The 23,895-nt window shown below is 40.0% G+C and carries 21 protein-coding genes and 1 pseudogene; 10 read left to right on the top strand and 12 right to left on the bottom strand.

All coding sequences use genetic code 11. The features are described from left to right. Nucleotides 1-51: 51 nt before the first annotated feature. Nucleotides 52-1,104 (bottom strand): acyl-CoA desaturase, encoded by a 1,053-nt coding sequence (locus H5160_RS11985; protein ID WP_182737564.1) that lies wholly within the window; start codon nt 1,102-1,104, stop codon nt 52-54. Continuing rightward, entirely contained in the window at nt 1,101-2,144 is a 1,044-nt protein-coding gene (locus H5160_RS11980; RefSeq protein ID WP_182737562.1) for a flavin reductase family protein, read from the bottom strand. The genes H5160_RS11985 and H5160_RS11980 overlap by 4 nt, the downstream gene beginning before the upstream one ends. Nucleotides 2,145-2,411: 267 nt before the next feature. Here H5160_RS11980 and H5160_RS11975 point away from each other — a divergent pair, with 267 nt between their 5' ends. From H5160_RS11975 to H5160_RS11965, 3 genes are all read left to right on the top strand, one after another. After that, the gene (locus H5160_RS11975) at nt 2,412-3,587 is read left to right on the top strand and encodes a PQQ-dependent sugar dehydrogenase (RefSeq protein ID WP_182737560.1); all 1,176 of its coding nucleotides are present in this window, start codon (nt 2,412-2,414) and stop codon (nt 3,585-3,587) included. Between the two features lie 159 nt (nt 3,588-3,746). Next, nucleotides 3,747-3,926: a DUF6435 family protein gene (locus H5160_RS11970; RefSeq protein ID WP_007375469.1), complete on the top strand. Its 180-nt coding sequence runs from the start codon at nt 3,747-3,749 to the stop codon at nt 3,924-3,926. A 605-nt stretch (nt 3,927-4,531) separates the two neighbouring features. Continuing rightward, the gene (locus H5160_RS11965; RefSeq protein WP_182737558.1) at nt 4,532-5,002 is read left to right on the top strand and encodes a hypothetical protein; all 471 of its coding nucleotides are present in this window, start codon (nt 4,532-4,534) and stop codon (nt 5,000-5,002) included. 93 nt (nt 5,003-5,095) lie between these two features. Here H5160_RS11965 and H5160_RS20445 read toward each other — a convergent pair. Then, nucleotides 5,096-5,293: pseudogene (locus H5160_RS20445) on the bottom strand (hypothetical protein); the annotation flags it as partial. Nucleotides 5,294-5,479: 186 nt separating this feature from the next. Between H5160_RS20445 and H5160_RS11960 the strand changes: the two are divergent. Further along, a complete protein-coding gene (locus H5160_RS11960; RefSeq protein WP_182737556.1) occupies nt 5,480-5,716 on the top strand; it encodes a hypothetical protein in 237 nt (78 codons plus the stop codon). 35 nt (nt 5,717-5,751) lie between these two features. Here the strand turns inward: H5160_RS11960 and H5160_RS11955 are convergent, their stop codons facing one another. The 8 genes from H5160_RS11955 to H5160_RS11920 all read right to left on the bottom strand — a co-directional run bounded on the left by H5160_RS11955 (nt 5,752) and on the right by H5160_RS11920 (nt 10,410). Continuing rightward, nucleotides 5,752-6,207, bottom strand: coding sequence for a GNAT family N-acetyltransferase (locus H5160_RS11955; RefSeq protein WP_182737555.1), 456 nt, complete (start codon nt 6,205-6,207; stop codon nt 5,752-5,754). Nucleotides 6,208-6,267: 60 nt separating this feature from the next. After that, the gene (locus H5160_RS11950; RefSeq protein ID WP_182737553.1) at nt 6,268-6,861 is read right to left on the bottom strand and encodes a DUF2238 domain-containing protein; all 594 of its coding nucleotides are present in this window, start codon (nt 6,859-6,861) and stop codon (nt 6,268-6,270) included. Nucleotides 6,862-6,922: 61 nt separating this feature from the next. Beyond that, nucleotides 6,923-7,714, bottom strand: coding sequence for an SDR family oxidoreductase (locus tag H5160_RS11945; protein WP_182737552.1), 792 nt, complete (start codon nt 7,712-7,714; stop codon nt 6,923-6,925). 60 nt (nt 7,715-7,774) lie between these two features. Next, complete coding sequence (locus H5160_RS11940; protein WP_182715776.1) at nt 7,775-8,278, bottom strand: DUF962 domain-containing protein; 504 nt, start codon at nt 8,276-8,278, stop codon at nt 7,775-7,777. An 84-nt stretch (nt 8,279-8,362) separates the two neighbouring features. Then, nucleotides 8,363-8,770: a hypothetical protein gene (locus H5160_RS11935; protein WP_182733725.1), complete on the bottom strand. Its 408-nt coding sequence runs from the start codon at nt 8,768-8,770 to the stop codon at nt 8,363-8,365. 71 nt (nt 8,771-8,841) lie between these two features. Beyond that, nucleotides 8,842-9,516: a Crp/Fnr family transcriptional regulator gene (locus H5160_RS11930; RefSeq protein ID WP_182711610.1), complete on the bottom strand. Its 675-nt coding sequence runs from the start codon at nt 9,514-9,516 to the stop codon at nt 8,842-8,844. A 3-nt stretch (nt 9,517-9,519) separates the two neighbouring features. Further along, nucleotides 9,520-10,191: a hypothetical protein gene (locus H5160_RS11925; RefSeq protein ID WP_182737550.1), complete on the bottom strand. Its 672-nt coding sequence runs from the start codon at nt 10,189-10,191 to the stop codon at nt 9,520-9,522. A 63-nt stretch (nt 10,192-10,254) separates the two neighbouring features. Further along, complete coding sequence (locus H5160_RS11920) at nt 10,255-10,410, bottom strand: hypothetical protein (protein ID WP_182737548.1); 156 nt, start codon at nt 10,408-10,410, stop codon at nt 10,255-10,257. A 457-nt stretch (nt 10,411-10,867) separates the two neighbouring features. On the opposite strand from H5160_RS11920, the gene H5160_RS11915 reads away from it, so the two are divergent. The 3 genes from H5160_RS11915 (at nt 10,868) to H5160_RS11905 (ending at nt 16,967) form a co-directional block, all read left to right on the top strand. After that, nucleotides 10,868-13,834, top strand: a complete 2,967-nt coding sequence (locus tag H5160_RS11915) for a TonB-dependent receptor (protein ID WP_182737546.1) — start codon at nt 10,868-10,870, stop codon at nt 13,832-13,834. Nucleotides 13,835-13,936: 102 nt separating this feature from the next. Then, on the top strand, nt 13,937-15,487 hold the full coding sequence (locus tag H5160_RS11910) for a tryptophan halogenase family protein (RefSeq protein WP_182737544.1): 1,551 nt from the start codon (nt 13,937-13,939) through the stop codon (nt 15,485-15,487). Continuing rightward, on the top strand, nt 15,480-16,967 hold the full coding sequence (locus H5160_RS11905; protein ID WP_182695598.1) for a tryptophan halogenase family protein: 1,488 nt from the start codon (nt 15,480-15,482) through the stop codon (nt 16,965-16,967). Before H5160_RS11910 ends, H5160_RS11905 begins: the two co-directional genes overlap by 8 nt. 51 nt (nt 16,968-17,018) lie before the next feature. On the opposite strand, the gene H5160_RS11900 is transcribed toward H5160_RS11905, so the two are convergent. Further along, entirely contained in the window at nt 17,019-19,595 is a 2,577-nt protein-coding gene (locus H5160_RS11900; protein WP_182737543.1) for an exo 1,3/1,4-beta-D-glucan glucohydrolase, read from the bottom strand. A gap of 239 nt (nt 19,596-19,834) precedes the next feature. On the opposite strand from H5160_RS11900, the gene H5160_RS11895 reads away from it, so the two are divergent. The 3 genes from H5160_RS11895 (at nt 19,835) to H5160_RS11885 (ending at nt 23,800) form a co-directional block, all read left to right on the top strand. Continuing rightward, nucleotides 19,835-21,163 (top strand): GH1 family beta-glucosidase, encoded by a 1,329-nt coding sequence (locus H5160_RS11895; protein WP_182737541.1) that lies wholly within the window; start codon nt 19,835-19,837, stop codon nt 21,161-21,163. Nucleotides 21,164-21,195: 32 nt separating this feature from the next. Continuing rightward, complete coding sequence (locus H5160_RS11890; protein ID WP_149604933.1) at nt 21,196-22,722, top strand: MFS transporter; 1,527 nt, start codon at nt 21,196-21,198, stop codon at nt 22,720-22,722. A gap of 76 nt (nt 22,723-22,798) precedes the next feature. After that, complete coding sequence (locus H5160_RS11885; RefSeq protein ID WP_002961833.1) at nt 22,799-23,800, top strand: LacI family DNA-binding transcriptional regulator; 1,002 nt, start codon at nt 22,799-22,801, stop codon at nt 23,798-23,800. Nucleotides 23,801-23,895 lie beyond the last annotated feature (95 nt).

Genomic DNA, 23,895 nt, shown 5'->3' with positions numbered 1-23,895 from the left:
AAAAAAATCGACCTATGCTGCTACATAGATCGATTTTTTAAAACAAATAATTTATTTAAACGAGTATTTAATAATACGTTTTAACACCGACGTATACTGTCTAAAAAAGCCACCAGTGTGATAATCAATACCGTGTTTTTGCAAAACAGCTTGTACTTGAGGTGCAACTTCTTGATAGCGCGAAGACGGCATATCTGGAAATAAGTGATGCTCTATTTGGCAGCTCAAATGCCCTGTTAAAACATGAAACCAATGCGACCCTTTAATATTAGACGAGCCCAGTACTTGGCGATAATACCACTGTCCTTGCGTTTCGTTTACGCAGTCTTCTTGTTTAAAAGTTTGCGTTTCTTCAGTAAAGTGACCACAAAATATTATGGTTGATGTCCATAAATTACGGATTAAGTTAGCTACCAAGTTACCCGCTAATACCCATAAAAATAAAGGCCCTGCAAGTAACGGAAATATCGCATAATCTTTAATTAACTGGCGAGCGCCTTTACTAAAAAAGCGCTGCTTTAATGTATAGTGTGATACAAGCCCTTCACGGTTTTCTTTCTTTTTACCGATAAAAACACGCTCTGCAGCTAACTCGTGATACGACACGCCCCACTGAAATAACACACTTAAATTAATATATGTAAAAAACTGCCATACATTTTTAAAGCGCCATTTAAAATCATCGCTTAAACGCAACAAGCCATAACCAAAGTCTCTGTCTTTACCAATAATATTAGTATACGTATGGTGTTCAAAGTTATGAACGCGGTGCCAACTTTGTCCATCGCACGCTATGTCCCACTCATAATGTTGTGAGTTAAGTTGCTTGTCGTTCATCCAATCGTATTGACCATGCATTACATTGTGGCCAATTTCCATATTGTCTAAAATTTTAGCAAGCGCTAATAGCAGCACGCCTGCAACCCACAATAGTGGCTGAATAAAACCAAGCATAAGCAAAATTCGCCCGCTCCATTCACACACTCGCTGTTTGCGCACAACAGAGCGAATATAGTCAGCATCTTGTTGGCCAACTTTGCCAAGGGTGTCCATTTTAATGGCATCTAGCTCGCTTGCGAGCATGTCATAGTTAATGTTTTTCATAATTGTAACTCCAAATCACTAACAGGTTGGCTTACGCAAAGTTGTATTAATTGCTCGCCGTTGTCACTCAATTCACCTGTTTTTAAATTACGTACCACGCCTGACTTTTTAATACATTGGCATTGATGGCAAATACCAATACCGCAACCGCGTTTAACGGGGAGCTTTTTTTCTTCAAACTGAGTCAGTAAAACATCGTTGCCCGATACAACATGGGCACTGGCGTTAATTTTTACATTAAATTGGCTGTCGTCGTTTAAGGTAGGCAGCGCTAAACCAAATGCTTCTTGGTAATAATTTAGCTTATGCGTTTTAGCAAAATCGCTCACCGTTTGCATAAATGCTGCAGGGCCACAGCAGTAAATATCTGGGTTTTCCCACGGCTTAATATTGCTGGTTATATCGCTTGATTGCTCACGCGTTAATAATAAAAACGAAAAATGCTCAAATTGCGCTGCCAACTCACTTAGCTCATCAACACATTGATGCTCAGTGGCTTTTGCGTAATACACTAACGACACTTTTTGCGTAGTTTGGCTTAAGTAATCATCAAGCATAGCCAGCATAGGTGTTATACCCGAGCCGCCTGCAATAAAAGTGGCTGGCGTGTGTGTGTTTTTAAACACAAAGTCGCCGCTTGGCGCAGAAATATTGCACCACAACCCCGCTTTTAATGCACTGCTGAGTAAGCCTGTAAAGCGCCCTTGCGCATTTGTTTTGATTAGTAAGCGCACCAAACCTGTATTTTTAAATTGCTGAGCGCTTGAGGCCACGGTAAAAACGCGTGTTAATAATCGCCCATTAATTTCAACCGTTAAACTTATATGCTGCCCTGACGTATGCGCCTGCCATTGTTTGCTTGGCTTAAGTTGCACACTTAAAAAACCGCCATCAAGTACAGCTGTACTAACTACTTGCGCTCTAAACTGCCCTGCACGCCAAGCAGGTTTAAACACCTGCATTACGGGCTCTATGTAGCCTGCAAAACTTTGATGGTGTAAAAACCATTTTGAAAATTGGTTTAATACTTGAGTCATCATGGTTAAATCTCTATCAAATCTTAATTACTTTGAACTTACACGTGTACGCCCAAACTTCAGCGCACAAGTGTACGCTCAAATTCTAAGTTTTCAACCCCAATAGAGTAATTATTCAGTTTTTTATTAGCGCTAATTGCTAAAACAATTTCCTGTTAAAGGTCATCGTATAAAAATAGAAGTGTGTGTTTTTCATTCAACTCAACGCTTAACAAATTTATTTATGCCATGTTAAGGTTATATAAGACTGAATTAATTTTGGAAGCCATAATGATAAATTTAATGTCACATAACACACTCCCTAAACTAATAAGTGCAGGCTTAGCCATTGCTATATTTGCTACTAACGCACCCGCGCATGCAAAAAGCGATTACGTAAAAAACTATAAACAGCTCGATACTTTAGCGCTTAGCGTTAACGCAGTAACAGCGGCAGAAGGTGTAGTTATACCTTGGGCTATTGAGCCTTTAGCTAATGGTGATTTATTAATATCTGAGCGCAGTGGAACGTTATTTTTATTACCTAAAAATACCACTACGTTAACTAAAGTCTCTGGGCTGCCCGACATTGACGCTAATGGCCAAGGTGGATTACTTGATTTAGCACTACACACCGACAGTAAACAAAACCAATGGCTGTACTTTAGTTACGCAAGTAGTGAGGGCAAAGGAAGCGGAAGTAACACCGCCTTAATGCGCGCCAAGCTAAGTGACGATCATATGCAGTTGTCTGATCAGCAATTGCTATACAAAGGCGAGCATAATAGTACCAAAGGCCAACACTACGGCAGCCGTATTGTGTTTGATGATGAAGGTTATGTTTATTTTTCAATTGGCGATCGCGGCTCGCGCGACATAAACCCACAAGATCTCACCCGTGATGGCGGTAAAATTTATCGCTTACACGAAAATGGTAATATCCCAAGTGATAATCCGTTTGTTGAACAAAAAAATGCAAAACATGCGGTATGGTCTTATGGACACCGTAATCCACAAGGTATGTGGATTGATAATCAAAATAATATTTTATGGTCTCACGAACACGGGCCACGCGGCGGCGATGAACTTAATATAATAAAAAAAGGCGCTAACTACGGATGGCCTTTGGTCAGTTATGGCGTTAACTACAGCGGCACCAAGTTTACCGACCTTAAAGAAAAAGACGGCATGCAATCGCCTGTATTACACTGGACCCCTTCAATTGCCCCTTCCGATATGTTGTATGTAACGAGTGATAAATACCCAAAGCTTAAAGGTAAGCTATTATTAGCATCAATGAAATTTGCATTTATTAGCGCATTGGAAATCTCAAAGGGTAAGGTTGTTAAGCAATATAAAGTACTCGATGGAATAGGCAGAGTACGCAGCTTAGCCCAAGGCAGTGATGGTTTTATTTATTTAGGTATTGATGGGCAAGGTATTAAACGCCTAGAGCCAGAAACGTAAGTACTAGAACCAGAACTAGCACACAGTACGTTAATAACTACACCGTGTTTACTTTGCGCTTTAAAAGCGCAAAGTAAACATTTTCACTAAACAAAGAACTATTAAGCCCATTAATGCGTACACTAACTACATATAATTTAATAAATTAAGAGAATACTAATGTTTTCATTTTTAAAGCCTGATCCCGTAAAAAAACTGCGTAAAGAATACGACGTAAAACTAGAGCAAGGCATGCAGGCACAAAGAAAAGGCGACATTAAAAGCTTTGCCATGTTAAGTGCCGAAGCCGAAAAAATCTGGAGTGAAATAGAAACTCTAGAGGCAAAAAAAGCTAAATAATACCAATCGTGTTAAGTTATTAGACATTTATAGCGACGGATAAATAGAGGGATAACAAGGCATAAATTTCGACATGTAGTTGCTCTACATGAGAAATTTATAACGCCGTTAACGCTTTATTTAGCACGCTAGAAAGGCTAAATATTTAAGTCGATTGGTATAAGTACATCGTGTCTGCCCTGTTTTAAAAGTAGGAAGACTCGTTTAGTAAATAATTAATGATCTCGTTTTTACAGCTTCCACCGTCCCTAAACCACCTTTTATAATACGCCTACACAAATAAGTGTACTTAAAGCGGTTATTTGCATTATCGCTGGCGTTTTTTAGTGACTATAAAATGATTTAAAATCGGGTTTGGTTTTCATTTTAAATACTTAATTGCTGCATTTATGTACCGCACTGGAGCTTTTCCTCATAAGTCTAAAAATGAGGACGTTTCCTCATTTGTGCATATTATTAAAAGAACAGCCCGCCTTAAAGTTTATAACTGGCAATGTGTTACAGGATTTGTTATTAATATTAAAAAATAATTAAGGGGACATACATTGCTCATAAAAAGAGGAAAGTGTCCTCTGATAAAGCCGTTGTGTACCTAGGATGATGCAATGAAACTTTTAGTATTTGTTTTAATATTCATTTTTTCTGCAGGTCTTAATGCGAAAGAGAATGACTGGACTCTACGTGCAGAAATTGAAACTATGAGAACTGTTGATCGAGTTTGGCTAAACAACCAAGGCGAGTTTTATTGGGCTACTTCATTCTTTTCAAATGCCATGCCTTGCAAAACAAAACTTGAACAAACTGAAATAGATGAGTTATCACAATTGATTCAAAGTTTACCAACAACCCCATATGAGAGAAAGTTCAACAACCAATGTAAAGATGGACTGCATTTCTTTATTTTTGCATCTACCGAATTAGCAGGCGGCTCTTTAATTGAAGTTGGCAAAAAATTTCCTAATTCTAAACACTGTCGAAAATTACCTGTCAATAAATCATGGGACGACTTGAGCTTAAAATTGCATGAGTTAACTCAAGATAAGTTTAAAAGTTGCAGACAAAGTATGTGGAAATAGTTACATAATCGGGTAGCCGGAGGCCTCCAGCCCCCACACCCCCCATCATGCGGGTCCGCAATGGGCGGTTCATCTCCCGTAATGAATACCGATTCAAATATCTCTCAATGACATTAAACCTTGTGATGCTAAATAGTCATTGACTAGCGCAATGTTAATTCCTTTTGTTTTTGAGCTTCTACAAGGGCCTTTGCTGGTGATAACGCAGGCTATGGCGAGTCGTTCGCTAACACCTCGTTTTATTAAACTGCATACTTTCGTGCGTGGTTTACGCCATTGCCGCCAGTAGCAAAAGCCACCTATATACCTATAATCCCTTTCAAAACGCGAATAAAAAAAACACTAAATACTTTTCAATATTCTGCGTAAAAACACAGTAATCAATTGAACCAAAATAGGAACTCAGCTATGGTTTGTTTATATAAAAAACGAGTTAATCTAAAGGCTCGTTAGGTGTTTCTCAGGTTTGGAGTTCAAATGGGATCTAAGTTTTGGTTCGTTAGAGCATTAAAAGTATTTCTTGGAGTAGCAGCCTTACTTTTTATAGTTGAGTTGCTTAAACAGCATTCAGTTCAAGAAGCATTAATTTTTGCTTGTACTTGGTCTTTAATTACAACAACAGTGTTTATATGTTCAAGATTATATCAATCACGTAAAGGTGTAGGGTGTGCTTTATGTAATGATATTCCAGACAAAAGTGATAAAAACACCTAACAAGATCTTTAAATTTATCATGGTCTTCCCCCCGCTTAATAGACCTCACTATTATTTTCATCATACACATTCTCAGGATTTATTTGCATTAGCAATGCGGGGTTGTCTATAGGTTTAAACCCGTATTGTGCATAAAGCCCGTGGGCATTCGATGTCGCTAACAAAAAGCGCCTGAGCCCTTGCAGCTCAGGGTGCTCCACTATCGTTTTAATAAGTAACTTACTCAGCCCATTACCTTGCAAGTGCGGGGCAATAAATACATCTGCTAAATAAGCAAAGGTTGCTTTATCGGTCACGACTCGGGCAAAGCCAACTTGCTCGTTATGAGCGCTGTAAACACCAAAGCACATTGAGTTATCAATAGCTGATTGCATCACGCTTTTAGGAATGCCTTTGGCCCAATAGCTATTAGCAATAAAGTTATAAATAACGTTAAAGTTAAGTTTGCTTTTGTCTGTGCTAATTGAGTAGTTACTAATATTTGCGGTCATAAGTTAGTAGTCTTTTTTACCAATGTTTTTATAAACATTTCTATAGAACGTTCCTATAGCCTATAAATAATCTTTAACGTTTTTTAGCTGTTTGTCGTGTACTTTTGAAAGTACTAATAGCGAGCAAATAGCCCCAAATAACGCCAGTCCCATATCTGATTGGGTATCCCACACGTAACCTTGCGTGCCTAAAAACGCTTCTGCGTTTTCGCCGCTTAATACTGCAACCCACCATTCTATTAATTCGTAAAACGCGCTAAATGCTAAACATACCGAAATAACAAAGGTGATTAACCAACCTTTGCCGTTTACTACTTTTTTGCGCAGTAAAATTTCGCGTGCTAGTAGTGCTGGTACAAACCCTTGAAAAAAGTGCCCTACTTTGTCGTAGTTATTACGCTCGCTACCAAATAGGTTATCGAAAAAAGGGACTTCGGCGTAGGTGTAATGCCCGCCAATCATCAGCACTATGCAATGCGCTAAAATAAATGTATATAAAATAGGGGTAAGTTTAAAATGGCTATAGGTACTTGCTAGCAGCACTAAACCAATAATTGCGGGGATAACTTCAAGCAGCCATGTAAATTGATCTTTTGGGTTAATACCAGACCAAATTAATACAATAAAAAACAGGCTCAACCATAAATACTTCATTTAGAATCCTTTTCTAAATTGATCAAATTTACGGCATTTTACGCCTTTGAAATAAACGACGCTACCTATAGTTTGTTTTTGCAGTAATGCGATTAAACAAAGTAGGAAAAAAGCGCTTAATTGTAGGCGCCCAACCACTCAAACCTTTGCCAATAATCACTTCGTCTTTTTTATTGCTAATGGCACGAATCATTTTTGAAGCCGCTACGCTTACATCCATCCCATTTTCTATCGATTCTTCTGGTTTATTTTGAGCTATGCCTTGCTCGTTTAGTGAGTTATGCGCAATTGCTGTTTTAATAGAGCCTGGGCAAATTGTTAAACAATGAATGTTATGTTGTGCTACTTCTGCTCGTAGGCAATCCATAAAACCAACCACCGCATATTTAGAACCCGAATAACCTGTTCTAAATTTTGACCCAACTTTACCCGCCACACTACTAATAGACACAATTGAGCCACTGCGCCTTGCCACCATAGTAGGCAATACAGCTTTAGTAAGTGCAATTGAGCCAAAGTAATTAACCTCCATTAATTGGCGGTACACGTTAAAGTCGTTTTCTAAAAATAAGCTACGCTGCGATACGCCGCCGTTATTAATTAAAATATCTATTACAGGAAGCTCGCTCATGTTTGCTGTTATTGTACTCAGTACATGCTCTGGCTGGGCTAAGTCCAGCGGCACAACCAAGTGCCCTTCGCCTTTAAGCGTTGCTTTTAAATCGTTTAGTTTATCTACATTGCGCGCCGATAAAATAACGCGCGCTCCAAGCTCGGCAAATTGTATAGCAAGCTCTTTACCAATACCTGACGATGCCCCGGTGATCCACACGGTTTTATTATTATATTGCATGCGTTATCTGCCCTTTTATTGTTATTTATTAGGTTTTATAAAGGTACTTAGTAAAGTATTTTACGCCTTTGTAGGACCTGCTATTGCGTTTACTTCATCTTCTAATGTTTTGTAAAAACCCATTAAAAATAGTAGTTCAACAGTTACGTACAAAGGGCCTATAATTAAACCAATTAGATCATCTACAAACGCCGGTTTTTTACCTTCGTAATAATGCCCAATAAACTGTAATACCCAACCAAATACAAACACACCTACGCCAATACTCAACCAAGGCCAAAACGCCATTGCCGCAATAGGCTGAGCAGCAACAAGGAGTAAAGTAAATATTACGGCCATAATAAAGCCAAGCGAAAAGCTTAGCATAAAATAATAAACAACCGACGCTAATACAAAAAGTTGTGCGCCATCAATTACTACACTACCAAGGGGTATTTGAATACGTGCTAGTAAACACAACGCCGCAAATACAATGAGCGGAATACCAATAAAGTGCGTTAGTACATTACGTTTAGAACGATGATATAAACCATATTTACCAAGTTGCTGTTGAAGTGTTTTCATTGTTTTGCCTTTATTTTTATATTTAAAACTTACTTTAGCAAAAGTAAGCACAGCAACAATGTCAGGTATCCGACATTGTGTAAATTAAACAAATGCAGAAATTATTTTACCCGGCTCATGCTCACCTTTCATATCCGTTCGCTCGCGCCCTTTTTGATACTCTTGCTCAAGCATTTTTTGAAGTTCCTCTATTTTATCAGCAATTGCGCTAGGGTCTGTGCCCTGACCTTGTAGCTCTTTAGTGAGCTCTTCTATTGTCGCTTTTAGCTCGTCTATCTTGTTTTTGTTTACGCCTAAGCGCTGATAAACCAGCGCTTCTTGGGCACTTTCTAAAAACGTTTGATCTTTAGGCGTTGAGCTTATGCCTTTAACACCATTTGGTTTTTCATTAGGGAGGGTATTAGTTGCCGCAACTTCGCTTGAACCTGCCGCTTTATTTACTGTTGGAGAGTTATAATTACTATATTGATTTTTAAAGGTTATTGTAGTCATTAGCTCAAATCCATTGTTGCATTACATATTATGTAGCAATTTTGGTTCCAACTAAATAAAGCAGCCTCTATTTAAGCTTGTGTAGCACGGGCCTGTAACTTTTGTTTATCTAAAACAGTTATGCGTTGATACCCCAAACTAATAGCTTGTAAGCTAACAAGCTGTTGCAGTATTTGATTAATAGTTTGGCGCGTTAGGTAGGTCATATCAGCAAGTTGCTGCTGAGATAAAACAAGCGGTGTTAAGTGCTCTGTATGTTCGCTAAGCATTAAAAGTCGATTGCATACTTTTTGCTCAGCGCTTAGTAATGCGTGATCTTCCATTGAGGTAAACATTAGGCGTAACTTTTGTGCCAGCAATAAACCAAACTCTTGCCAATATTGTGGCTGTTCGTTTAATAGCTGTTCAAGCGCGCGTTGGGGCACGTAAAAAAGCACAACATCAGTTTGTGCATATACATCGTGAGTGCGCAGGCCACCATCAAACAAGGTAACTTCGCCAAACCACAGTGATGAATCAATAAAGCTCAATACGGCTTCTTTGCCTTCGTTACTTACGCCACTAATACGCACCACGCCGCTAAGCACTGCATAAATTCCATCGTGCTTATCACCTCGCAAAAATAATGATTGCTGAGCCTTTAGTGAGAGCGTTTTGCCCTGCGTTAATAAAAAGCTTTTTAAATAAGCGCTACGGTTTTTAAACCAATGCCCTTGCTCTATAACGTTTTGCTGCTGTGGAGTCATTATTTACTGCATTTGCTTATTAAATGGCTGTTTTTCGATAACCAATTTTTTAGGGAAATTTAAATCGGTTGCTATAACAAAATCATCGTAAGGATCATTACCCGAAAACAGCTCAGTTATTAATGTATCGTTTTCATAAACATTAACGGTTACACCGCTGCCCATACCGCCTGAGTTAATAATATAGTAGTGATATTCGCCGTTACTAAAAAATAAAATACTCTCGCCAATACGCCCTACTTGCCTGTAGTAACTGCCAAATGGAGCATTCGGTGTTGCTTCTTTTTCAAGCCCTATGTCATTAACTCTACCAAATCGATAACTAAGCGATGAGTCATCTTTTGCAACACAAATAGAAAGCACTTTATCGGTAGGCTCTAACTTGTAGGCTGTACTTTCATCTGGGTTACGCACAACTTTATGCATTTTTGCGTTAATGTAGGCTGCTTCATTACTTTTACAATGTGTTGCTAGCATACCGACCACTAAAGCGGGTTCGTGTGTTTGAGCTGCTGAAGGCGTGTTTACTTTGAGATTAGAGGGTGAGTTACTTACATTATTATTTAGCTGAGGACTACCTTGAATTGCCATACTTTGGTCGTCACAACCAAACAATGCAAACAAGAAGAAAGAATAAAAGCTCGCTAAAAATTTAATGCGCATAATAAAATCCATCTATGAGAGAGCCTTTAAAATAGCGATAAAACTAGCGACTCGCAACACCTTATGCGCAATACTTTATAAGTTTATTTTTAAACCATCTTCTGCAAAAGCTACGTTACTTTTTAGTGATTTAATTAACGATTTTTTAAACAACTTCTGGTTTTTAATGACCGATACATAAACTGAGATAGAACCGCCGCTTGATGCGATTGCTTCAATTGCGTTGTACATAATCACTACATCGGCATTTTCGCTAAGTTAGCAAATGTACCTATTTTTTGTTGAGTGACCAACGGCCGATTTATTAATTTTAGCTAGTATTAAAAGCTGATTTAAACACCTTATAAAAATGTGTAAATAACTAAATTAATCAATAATTGGTTTTCTTATAATAAAATATTGTTACAGCACTATTGCAAACGGCTTTTTATAACCAATTGTAATTTATGATTTAAATAAAATTAAATCCAAAAAACATACATTTTAAAAACAATTTAGTCTCATTTTATTAAAACAACAGTTGACCCTATTCAAAATATAAACTAGCATTTCTGGAAGCGCTTCCACAAAATCTATTTAAACAGATCTCTCTGGAAGCGCTTCCACACATTTGACAATGTTTATAACTACACAATAACAGCCCCATACAAGCTGTTAATAATAATGATAAAAGCGCGAGGGAAACCGAATGTCCAACCATATTGTAAGAAAAACAAAGATAGCGACCAGCCTATCTCTGATTTTAGGTGCATCAATCTCTTTGCCTGTATATGCACAAGAAGCAAATACAGATGTTGAAGTAATCCAAGTTACTGGTTTTAAAAGCAGTATTAAAGAGTCGACTCGTTTAAAACGCGACGCCGCCGGTGTTGTAGATGCTATATCAGCTGAAGATATTGGTAAATTCCCAGATACCAACTTAGCCGAGTCGCTACAGCGTATTACGGGTGTGTCGATTGATCGCTCAAATGGTGAAGGCTCTAAAGTAACGGTTCGTGGTTTTGGCCCCGACTACAATATGGTAACCCTAAACGGGCGTACAATGCCGGCGGCATCTTTGCCTGCAGGCGGTGGTACACCCAGCTCTCGTGCATTTGATTTTGCAAACTTAGCGTCTGATAGCGTTAAATCGGTTGAAGTATATAAAACTGGTAAAGCAAGCATTGCATCAGGTGGTATTGGCGCAACAATTAATATTAATACGGCTCGCCCGCTCGACAATCCAGGCTTTGTTTCAAGCATTGGCGTAAAAGCATTACACGACTCAACAAACCGCGTTGGTGATGACATAACACCTGAGCTTTCGGGCTTAATTAGCTGGACCGACAGTGAAGCTAAATTTGGTGCCTCGTTAACTGCAAGCATGCAACAGCGCGATAGCTCATCAACAGGTGCGTTTGTAAATCAATGGAATACATCAGCTTTTGACGGCACAATCCCACAAGCTGCAGACGATATTGTTTTAACTAATGCACCCGCCGTTGGCCAGCTTTATTCAATGCCATCAGATTTGCGCTACACCATTGCCGACAGAGAGCGTACTCGTACAAACGCGCAATTAACGCTGCAATACAGCCCTATTGACGATTTAACAGCCACGCTTGATTACACATATTCTAAGCAAGATTTATTCGAAGCCCGTGCTGAGCAATCAATTTGGATGGATAACTACAAAAGCGCGCTAACATTTGACGACAACACGGTAAAAACCCCTATTTATTACCGAGAAGAACGTCGCGATCAGCAAACACGCGATTTAGGCTTAGCATTTCAAGAGCTAAACCAAGTTAACCAAAACGACTCTATTGGTTTAAACGTTGAATACTATTTCAATTCAGAATTGAGCTTTATGTTTGATGCGCACAATTCAAAAGCCACTAGCAAACCAGATGCACCTTACGGCAGCTGGGTAAACGCAGGCTTGGGAGCAAACGTAGTTAACGCACAAGAAGTTGATTTTAGCCGTGAGCTTCCATCAATGAGTATCGATTTTGATGATTGCCGCCGAGACAACCTAAATTGTAATAACACATTAGATGCCTCTGATGTGGGTACGTCTATTTTAGATTCTAACTTTGCTCGCCAAGAATCTGAAATTACAGAATTTAGAATCCATGGTAAATACGAAATTGAAAACGGCGCAATTGACTTTGGTATAGAGTCTCGCTCTATGGAAAGCCATTCACTGCAATCACTTACACGTAATACAATGGGTAACTGGGGTATCGAAAACCCAGGCGAACTACCTGATGGCTACCTAAACCCAACAAACTTTTTAGCTGAGTTTGACGACTACGATACATCGGGCTCATACAACCAAGGTTACACCGGCAGCGCATCGCAAATTGGTTACTCGGCGGGTGAAGAATACGGATTTAACTTTGCAGCCGATGGCGCATTTGCAACTAACCGCACCATTGAAGAAGATATAACCGCAGCGTTTGTGCAATTTACTTACAACGGCTACATTGGCGATATGCCATACAACATTGTTATTGGCGCGCGCCAAGAGTCTACCGACATTACCTCAACGGCTAATATCGATTTACCTAACGCAGTAGCGTGGGAAGGTAATAACGACTTTAATGTTCGTTTTGGCTCAGATAAAGAAGATTTCACCCTTAAATCTAGCTACGATCACTTTTTACCAAGCTTTGACTTTGACATAGAAGTAATCGAAAACGTAAAAGCGCGTTTTTCTTATAGCACTACAATTGCTCGCCCAACTTACGACAACTTAAGTTCAGCAGCGACTGTTGGTGTACCGGGTGCCCCTACTCTTTTAGCAGGTTCTTCACCGGCTACAGCGTCAACGGGTAATCCTGGCTTAGTGCCGCTTGAATCAGACAATATTGATGTATCGGCTGAATGGTACTTTGCAGAAACTAGTTATGTGTCGGTAGGTTATTACACTAAAGACATCGAAAACTTTATTGGTTTGACACCAATGACGCAAAACTACTACGGATTACGCGATGCAACAGCGGGTCCTCGCGCACAAGCTGCCATTGCTGAACTAGAATCTCGCGGACTTGCCCTAACCGATTCAAACTTATTTCAAATGGTTGCCGCAACAGAAAACAACGTTGATTTTGACTCTATGACTTACGAAGAGTTTGAAGCCGCTTACGATGTAATTGCTAAAAGCGATGACCCATTACTAGAATTTACAGCGCAAGTACCTACCAACAATAAAAATGCCACCATTGATGGTTTTGAAATTGCCTTTCAGCACTTTTTTGGTGAAAGCGGTTTTGGTGTGCAAGCAAACTACACCACAGTTAATGGCGACATAGACTTTGATGTAAACGCTGACCCTACTACAACACAATTTGCACTAGTGGGTTTAAGCGATACAGCTAACTTTATTGCAATGTACGAAAACGATGATTTTCAAGCACGTATTGCTTACAACTGGCGTGATAAGTTTTTAAATAGCGCAGCTCGATACGTAAACGAGCCAGGCTTTACTGAAGAATATTATCAAATCGACTTTAATGTTGCGTACAACTACAGCGAACAACTATCGTTTTTTGTTGAAGGCCTTAACATTACTGAACAAAACAGCCGCGAACATGGCCGTACGTCAGCACAATTGTGGAACCTACAACAGCTAGGTGCACGTTACAATATTGGTATGCGTTACAACTTCTAAAGGTAATACAAAGTAAAGCCGTTAGTTTATACTAGCGGCTTTTTTGTATTTAAAACAGTATTAATGCTAGTTTAATTGTTATCAACTTTAGGGTGTTAACTCATGACCAAACCAATAACAAAAATAGTCGTTTTAGGTGGTGGTACTGCCGGCTGGCTAAGCGCAGGCTTATTAGCCGCCGAACACCCGCACCTTAATGTAACGTTAGTGGAGTCGGCAAACGTGCCTATATTGGGTGTGGGCGAAGGCACATGGCCGTCAATGCGCAACACGCTGCAGCGCATTGGCATTAAAGAAATTGATTTTATAACCCAGTGCGACGCGTCATTTAAACAAGGTTCTAAATTTATAAATTGGCGCAACCTCAGCGAGGGAGAAAACTACTACCACCCTTTTATGAATCCACAAGGCTACGAGCACACTAATTTACACGCCAGCTGGCAACGTATTGCACCTGATCAAAAATTTGCCGACGTTGTTAATATGCAAAGCTTTGTATGCCAAGCAGCACTTGCACCAAAGCAATTACAAACACCCGAATATGCAGCGGTCACCAACTATGGCTATCATTTAGATGCGGGTAAATTTGCTGAGTTTTTAAAAAATCACTGTGTTAAAAATCTAAACGTTACACATATTATTGACGATGTAACCGAGGTTATTAACGACGAACATGGCTATATTGCTTCATTAAAAACAAATAATAATGGCGATATAACAGGTGATTTATTTATAGATTGCTCAGGCTCTCGTGCTCGTTTAATTGGTGAGCATTTTAATAGTGAGTTTATAGCGCAAGATCATATTTTATTTAATAACAGCGCTGTTGCGGCGCAAATACCTAATGCACACATCGATCAGCCAATTGCCTCTGCTACGCTATCTACAGCGCAAAGTAACGGCTGGATTTGGGATATAGCCCTGCCAACACGCCGTGGTACAGGTTATGCATTTAGTAGTAAATATCAAAGCGATGAAAGCGCAACAAATACACTAAAAAGCTACATAGCCAAAAGCACCAGTGAGCAACAAGCTGAGCAACTTACCTACCGTGTATTAAAATTCAGCCCTGGTTACAGGGAACAATTTTGGATTAAAAACTGTGTTGCCGTGGGTATGTCAGCTGGCTTTTTAGAGCCGCTTGAAGCGTCAGCTCTTGCTATGGTTGAACTTTCAATTAACATGATAAGCGAGCAACTACCGCAAAACCGCACCCACATGAGCCAGCTTGCAAGTCGTTTTAACAGCCGCTTTAGCACTCGTTGGCAGCGCGTTATTGAATTTTTAAAACTTCATTATGTACTAAGCGAGCGCGACGACACTCCCTATTGGCAAGATATTAGTAATTTAAATACCGCGCCCGAGCGCCTGCAAAACTTACTTAAACTTTGGCAATTTCAGCCCCCTAGCCGCTTTGATTTTATTGAAAACGAAGAAGTGTTTTCATCAAGCAGTTACCAATACGTTTTATATGGCATGGGCTTTGATACACAAACAGTCTCTGCACAAAATACATTTAACGACCCACGTGCTGGGGATTACTATTATCAGCAAAATCGCGAAAAAATAGCGCAGTGTTTAAATGGACTGCCAAGTAATCGCGCGCTTTTAAATCACCTTTTATCAAATAATGGGCAGCCACATAATGACTAAAACAAACGCTGTTAAAAACGTAGTAATTGCTGGAGGCGGCACTGCAGGTTGGATGGCCGCAGCGGCACTTGCTAAACTAGTTGGTAACAATATAAACATAACCCTTGTTGAATCTGACGATATTGGCACTGTGGGTGTTGGCGAAGCTACAATTCCGCCTATTCGTACATTTCATAAATTGCTGGGTATAAACGAGCAAGCATTTATGAAAGCCACTCAAGCAAGCTTTAAATTAGGTATTAGCTTTGAAAACTGGGGCGATGAAAACACGCATTATATTCACTCATTTGGCGCAACGGGCAAAGAATGTTGGGCGGGTGAATTTCATCACTTTTGGCTGCAAGGTAAAGCACTTGGAATAAACAACCCATTTGGCGATTACTGCTACGAGCTGCAAGCGGCTAAAGCCGGTAAGTTTGCGTTTAATCAGCAAAACCCTATTAACTATGCCTACCATATGGATGCCACGCGTTACGCGCAGTTTTTACGTGAATTTTCAGAGCCACTGGGTGTAAAACGCATTGAAGGTAAAATACAAAAAGTAGTAAAAAACCCTAAAACGGGCCATATAGAATCATTGATTTTAAATAATGGCGAGCACATTAACGGCGACTTTTTTATTGATTGCACTGGCTTTAGAGGCTTGTTAATAGAGCAAGCATTACATACTGGCTACGAAGACTGGTCGCATTTACTACCGTGTAATAGCGCCATTGCGGTGCAAACAAAATCAACCAGCGAGACCGTATTACCACTTACCCGATCTATTGCCCACAAAAGCGGCTGGCAATGGCGTATACCGCTGCAAAACCGTGTAGGCAACGGATTAGTTTATTGCAGCCAATATATGGATGACGAGCAAGCCAAAGCGCTCTTATTAAGTAACATAGAGGGCGAGGCGCTTACAGAGCCACGTATTATTAAATTTAAAACAGGGCGGCGCTTAAAAGGCTGGAATAAAAACTGCCTAGCGCTTGGCCTTGCCAGCGGTTTTGTAGAGCCACTTGAGTCCACCAGCATTCACTTAATTATGTCGGGTATTATTCGCTTTATGCGTTTATTTCCGTTTAATGGCATTACCAATCACGCCATTGACGAATACAACAAACAGCTTAAAAGCGAAATTGAAAATATTCGCGACTTTATTGTGCTGCACTACAAAGTAACTAATCGCGATGACAGTGAGTTTTGGCAGCATTGTAATGCCATGGAAGTGCCAAAAACACTTCAGCATAAAATTGATTTGTTTAAACAAACCGGCCGTGTATTTTTAGACGATGGCGACATTTTTAGAGTCGACTCGTGGGTGCAAGTTATGCTTGGTCAAGGTATTGAGCCTAATCAACATCACTTAATAGCCAGCATGATGAGCGATGAAGAACTCACCCGTTTTTTACACGGTATTAAACAGCAAATAGAACAGCGCGTTAGCCAATTACCGCCTCACCATGAGTTTTTAAAGCAGTATTGCCCAGCATAAAAAACCCTTATTACTAAGGGTTTTGGTTACACACAACAACTTTAGGTTTTATTATTCACACTTAACCACGGCGCTTTTAGCGCTTTGTGGTTCAAAGCTAATATCTGCAACTGAAACGCTAAGCTCTCCTGCTGTTTTAATAATAAAAGGGCTGGTTACTCTGGCAAAATCAACGCCCTTTTTAGTAAAACACGTTAAATCTATACTCATGGTTTGCCATGTATTTAAAGTAGCATTTTCAAGCTCATTGGTAATATCAAATTCGCCACCACAACCTTGTTCGCACTTCATTGCAAGGTATGTATGTGAGCTAGGTATTTGGTTTACTTTATAGCTAAAACTAAGGGCCGAATTTGCTTCAATGTAGGCCACTTTGTCTTCGGTAAAGTTACTATTAATTTCGATGTAGCTGGCTGCAGTGCCATCAAAATTAAATTGCATCGCATCTTCTTGAATGGTTTTGTCTTCAGTGCGATAAGTAATGCCACCGAGCTTTACACTGTTACTGGCTACTTGGTGCTGCTCGCTATTTGAATTTAAAAACAAACGCCACGGCGTTTTAAAACTGCCATTAAATATAGATAGCGGCGCAAGGTTACTAATATCAACACCTGAGTCTTCATTTAGATTATTGGCAAGCGTACTTTCATCTTTATAGGTTAAACCAAAGCCATAGGGTAATAATGGTGAGTAATCAGCATCGCCCTTATTTACTGCGGTTTGTAGTGGCGATTTAGGCCATGAGAAAGACAATTTACCTTTAAAGTCGTACTGTACCTGCCCACTTGCATCCGCTAATAAAACATCTGCAATGCCTTGTCCTTCAGTGCCAGGAAGCCATGCTGTTACAAATGCATCTGACGCGTTTAGCTCGCTGTTAACCCACATTGGTCTGCCCGATATAAACACAGAAACAACCGGTATATTTTGCTGCTTTAATGTTTTTAATATTTTAAGAGAGCGTTTATTGTTACGCTCAAACTCAAGGTTGTCTTTATCACCATGCCCCTCTGCGTATGGTTCTTCACCAAATACAACAATGGCTACATCGGGTTTGGTATTAAATTCACCCGTTGGGCTTAAAATAGCGTTACCGCCAGCAGCCTCTATTTGTGTTTTTAGCCCCGCATAAATAGACGTTGCCCCAGGAAAATCTGCATTTTGATTATTAGTTCCCTGCCACGTAATGCTCCAACCGCCCGATTGCTTGCCTATGTTATCGGCCGCATCGCCTGCAATCAGTATGTTGCTTGATGGATTAAGCGGTAATAAATGGTTGTTGTTTTTAAGCAGTACTAACGACTCTTGTACCGCTTGGCGGGCAATATCGCGATGTGCTGGCGCACCTATTAGTTTTAATTTACCTGAATATTTTCGATTTGCGGGGCTTGGTTTATCAAATAAACCCGCGCGTAATTTAACGCGTAAAATACGTGCCACGGCGTCATCTATTCGCGCCATTGTTATTGTGCCCGCTTTTACTTGTTTAATTGTATTTTCATAAAGTGGCTTCCAAGCACCCGTTGGCACCATAAAAATATCAAGCCCCGCATTAACAGCCTGTGGGCAACTTTCATTTGTACAGTCTGCAACTTGTCCGTGTCCGTTCCAATCTCCTACAACAAAGCCATCAAAACCCATTTTTGTTTTTAATACATCGGTAAGTAGGTATTTATTGCCGTGATTTTTTTTACCATTCCAGCTATTAAACGATGCCATAACCGACTGACTACCTGCGGTTAAGCCACCTATATAGCCTTGCGCATGAATGTTATATAACGTCTCTTCGCTATCAATGTTGTCACCTTGATCGTCACCATCTACCGTGCCGCCATCGCCTAAAAAGTGCTTAACGGTACTAATTACGCGTTTATCACTTAAAAAGTCCTCATCGGCTCTGCCTTGCAATCCGTTTACAATTGCGGCTGAATACTCACGTACAATTGCAGGGTCTTCTGAGTAGCCTTCGTACGTTCTGCCCCATCGGTCGTCGCGCACAACCGCAACAGTTGGTGCAAATACCCAATCTATGCCTGTTGCCATTACTTCTATTGCCGTAGCTGCTGCAATTTGCTCAATTAATGCAGGATTATTTGCTGCACCTAAACCAATATTGTGCGGAAATAACGTCGCCCCAATCACATTATTATGACCGTGTACCGCATCAGTGCCCCACATAGTTGGAATTTTACTGCCATCAATTGAGTCATCAACCGATGCCTGATACATACTCTCAGCAAGTGTTATCCAATCGGCAGGCGTTGCATGCTTATTAGCATTAGGGAACGAGCCACCGCCATTTAAATACGAACCAAAACCATATTTACGCATGTCTTCAACACTAATATCGCGAATTTCAGGTTGGATCATCTGCGCTACTTTTTGCTCAAGCGTCATTGTTTTTAAATATTGTTCAATCGTATTTTCAATTTCAGGCGTTTTCACTACTTTGTTTTTAAGCGTTGGCCAAAGTGATAAATCACCTTGCTCATGTTCAGCCTTTTTGGCCACCGCGCTTTCGTTATTATTAGCGTTAGCTTCTTGTTTATTACACGCACTTAGAACGCATAATCCGCCTATTAAAATAGGGAGCATTCGTAACCTATTAGTGTTTAAGCTTTTTTTCATTTTTATAGCCCTGTGTTGTGTCAGTGTGTTTTTGTGCAGCACCTATTTGTTATTTAAATTTAACTATTGACCTACTTAGCAATAGCCACTAACCTAAATATGGAAGCGCTTCCTTAAAGTTATTAAATACCATCCTTAGTGATTAATCAAATTAAATATGGAAGCGCTTCCAATATTGAATTTAATACACGCTATATACAAAGCAACCTTTACCAAAAAGAAGCAGAGGTTTTCTCTTAATGAAACAATTATCTTTACCTAGTGGCTCACCCCTTTTAGCCAAAAGTTTTACCTATGGTGTAGCTACGGCCTCATTTCAAATTGAAGGCGGCGCAGCTGATCGCTTGCCATGTATTTGGGATACCTTTTGCAGTAAAGAAGGAAAAATAGTCGATAATTCAAATGGCGATGTAGCCTGCGAGCACTACACTCGCTGGAAAGACGATATAAACTTAATTGAATCATTAGGTGTAGACGCTTACAGACTTTCGATTTCGTGGCCGCGCGTAATGACTAAAAGCGGTCACTTAAACCCGACAGGCGTTAAGTTTTATACCGACATTTTAGATGAATTAAAACGCCGTAACATTAAAGCTTTTGTAACGCTGTACCACTGGGATTTACCACAACATATTGAAGACGAAGGCGGTTGGCTAAACCGTAACACCGCTTACGAATTTGCGCATTACACTGATTTAATTACCAAAGCATTTGGTGACCGCGTACACTCGTACGCCACCTTAAACGAGCCGTTTTGTAGCTCTTACTTAGGTTACGAAATAGGCGTACATGCGCCGGGTATTGTAGGTCGGGAGTTTGGTCGTAAAGCTGCGCATCACTTATTACTGGGCCACGGATTGGCTATGCAAGTACTTGCTAAAAATAGCCCAAATACATTAAACGGTATTGTACTTAACTTTACGCCTTGTTACTCAGTTACCCAATGCGAAGAAGATTTAAAAGCGACTGCATTTGCTGATGACTACATAAACCAATGGTACATGCAGCCTGTAATGCAAGGTAAGTACCCAGATATCATTTCGCAATTACCTAAAGCCCACCGCCCTGATATTTTGGATGGAGACATGGAAATAATTGCTCAACCACTAGATTACCTAGGGGTTAACTTTTATACCCGCATGCATTATCAAGCAAGCGAAACCGACTTTTACCATGAGCTGCCACATAAAGCGCCAATGACCGATATAGGCTGGGAAATTTATCCTAAAGCACTTACAGAGTTACTTGTATCGTTAAACGAAAAATACACCCTACCGCCTATTTATATTACCGAAAACGGTGCAGCCATGGCTGACGAATTTAAAGACGGTGAAGTGAACGATAACGACCGTATTGAATATTACCACGAGCATTTAAATGCCCTACATAACGCAGCTGAGCAAGGTGTGAAAGTAGATGGCTACTTTGCTTGGAGCCTAATGGATAACTTTGAATGGGCTGAAGGATATTTAAAACGTTTTGGAATAGTACACGTAGACTACAACACACAAAAACGAACTGTTAAAGCCAGCGGTAAAGCGTACAGTAACCTAATAACTAGCCGATAATTTTTCGGCTTATAACAATAAGAACACGCACTGTGAACAAACTCCCTTTATACGAAAAAGTCGGTTACGCCATGGGTGATGCCGGCGCTAACTTAGTGTGGCGCGGCGCGCTTGCTTATTTAGCGGTGTTTTACACCGATACATTTGGCATATCGGCGGCTGCCGCTGCCATGTTGTTTTTAGTGGTAAGGCTATCTGATGGCGTAACCGATATTATTATGGGTATGATTGCCGACAGAACGCAGTCGCGCTTTGGTAAATTTCGCCCATGGATACTCTACTCGGCACCATTTTTGGGCTTGTTTATGGTGTTGTGTTTTACTACACCCGACTTTAGCACTACCAACAAACTTATTTATGCCTACGTAACCTACATAGGTTTAACGCTTGCTTACACTGTAAGTAACGTACCTTACTCGGCACTTATGGGCGTTATGACACCAGACGATACAGAGCGCACAAAGCTCTCTGGTTTTAGGTTTGCAGGTGCGTTTACTGGTGGTTTATTGGTTATGGGTTTTTTACCTGAGCTAGTAGCTTTTTTTGGTGGCGGCGACAACGCTAAAGGCTATCAGCTTACTATGTACTTATTTGCCAGCTTACTTATTATTTTAATGATTATAACGTTTGCGACCACTAAAGAGCGTGTAACACCGCACGCTTCAAATGAAGGGAATTTAAAATCAGAATTATTTGATTTAACCAAAAGCCTGCCATTTATAATCCTACCTTTGCTTGCTACTACCTTGTTTTTTTATTACCGCGATTTATACAGCGGCGTATTTTTTGCCCTTGTTATGGCTGCAATGACATTCGTTATTAAAAAATTACTCAATAAAGATAAGCAAAGCTTAACGGGATCACAACGCGACATGGTTGATCTTCTGACCAACAAACCTTGGCTGGTATTACTTGGCATTGGTTTTTTAACCATGATGTTTAATGGCATTAAATACGGCGTAATTGCGTACTACTTTAAGTACCACGTAGCCAATGAACTCATGGCTGGGCAATACTTTATTGCTTTGTTGGTTGTATCTATATTTGGCGCACTTGCCACAGGTAAACTGGCCGAAATTATGGGTAAACGAAACCTTTTTATTGCTTCATTAATGCTAAGCGGCATACTCACTACTGCATTTTACTGGGTACCTAGTGATAACCTTATTGCTGTATTTACCTTTGGTTGCGCTGCTGAATTTTTTGCCGCGATGATGCCAACATTATTTTTTAGTATGCTTGGTGATTCAGCCGATTATTCAGAGTGGAAAAACAAACGCCGCGCTACAGGCTTAATTTATTCAGCGGGTACATTTGTGCAAAAAACCGGTGGTGGTTTTGCAGGTGCATTAGTATTAGTGGTACTTGCAGGCTACGGCTATAACGGTATGGATGAGCTAACAATCACACAAGCCCTACCTGGTATGCAGTTACTTATGAGCTGGATACCCGCCGCATTTGCTTTTTTAGGCGCCGCATTGATGCTTATTTATCCGCTAACCTCAGCGATGACGCAAAAAATAACAGAAGACTTAGCAATTAGACGCAGTAATGTGTAAATTAACTTTTAATGACCCTTCGCACTTTATATTTTTTATAAAGTGCGAGTAAAAATACATATAAGCTAGGACATCAATGGCGACAATTTATCAAGTATCAGAAATGGCAGGTGTGTCTTTATCAACTGTTTCAAGGGTACTTAACGACAACGACTACGTAAGCAAAAAAACTAAAAAAAAGGTATTAGAAGCAATGAAAGAGCTAGGCTATCAGCCAAGTTCTATTGCTCGCTCTTTGGCGTCTAGCACTACAAACAGCGTCGGTATTTTAGTTTCTGAGTTGGATGGTCCGTTTTTTGGTCAAATGATGTCAGCCATTGAAGAGCACCTTCGTATTGCGGGTAAACACGTTATTATTACACCTGGGCACAGTGACGAGAAAAAAGAAAAAAGCGGCTTTGAATTTTTAATAGGCCGTAATTGCGACGCTATTATTGCCCACGTAGAAGCGGTATCAAACGAGTATCTAATTGAGTTAAGTAAAGGCAAAACCCCTATTTACTTGATGAGCCGCTACGTTAAAGAAATTGAAGAAAACTGCATTAGCCTCGACAACGTAATGGGCGGCTACTTAGCCACTAAAGCCATGATCAACAAAGGTCATAAAAACATTGCATACATAGCAGGCCCGCAGTTTAAAGAAGATGCGTCAAACCGTTTAAAAGGCCACAAAAAAGCCCTCGCAGAATACAACCTAACCTTTGACGAAAACTTATTTTACATAGGCGACTTTAAAGAAACCGGCGGCAGCGACGGCTTAAGGCATTTTATTCAAAATAAAGCGCAAATAACCGCCCTTGTATGTGCCAATGACGAAATGGCATCGGGTGCTATGAAATACGCCCGCGAACACGGTTTTAATCTACCAAAAGATTTAGCCATTATTGGGTTCGATAACGTAATTTTCACCAATTACCTCTACCCAACACTGACTACAATAGATAACCCAGTTCCCGAAATGGGCCGAGCTGCGGCTAACTTAGTACTTAAAGACATTTATAAAAAAAGCGGCATAACAGTAAAGCACGTGTTTCAGCCAAAGCTTATTTTAAGAGACTCAACACCGGATATTAATTAACTTTAAACCTAATTTAAATCTAATTTAAATCTAAGTTATGTAACTCATTACGTACCCAATGCGTATCTACGTATTGCTCTACGTATTGCTCTATG

It is taken from the genome of Pseudoalteromonas sp. SG43-4 (genome assembly GCF_014164325.1).
GTDB lineage: Bacteria > Pseudomonadota > Gammaproteobacteria > Enterobacterales > Alteromonadaceae > Pseudoalteromonas > Pseudoalteromonas distincta.
The sequence above is the reverse complement of the archived record's forward strand: the minus strand, read 5'-3'. Positions and strand labels throughout refer to the sequence as shown.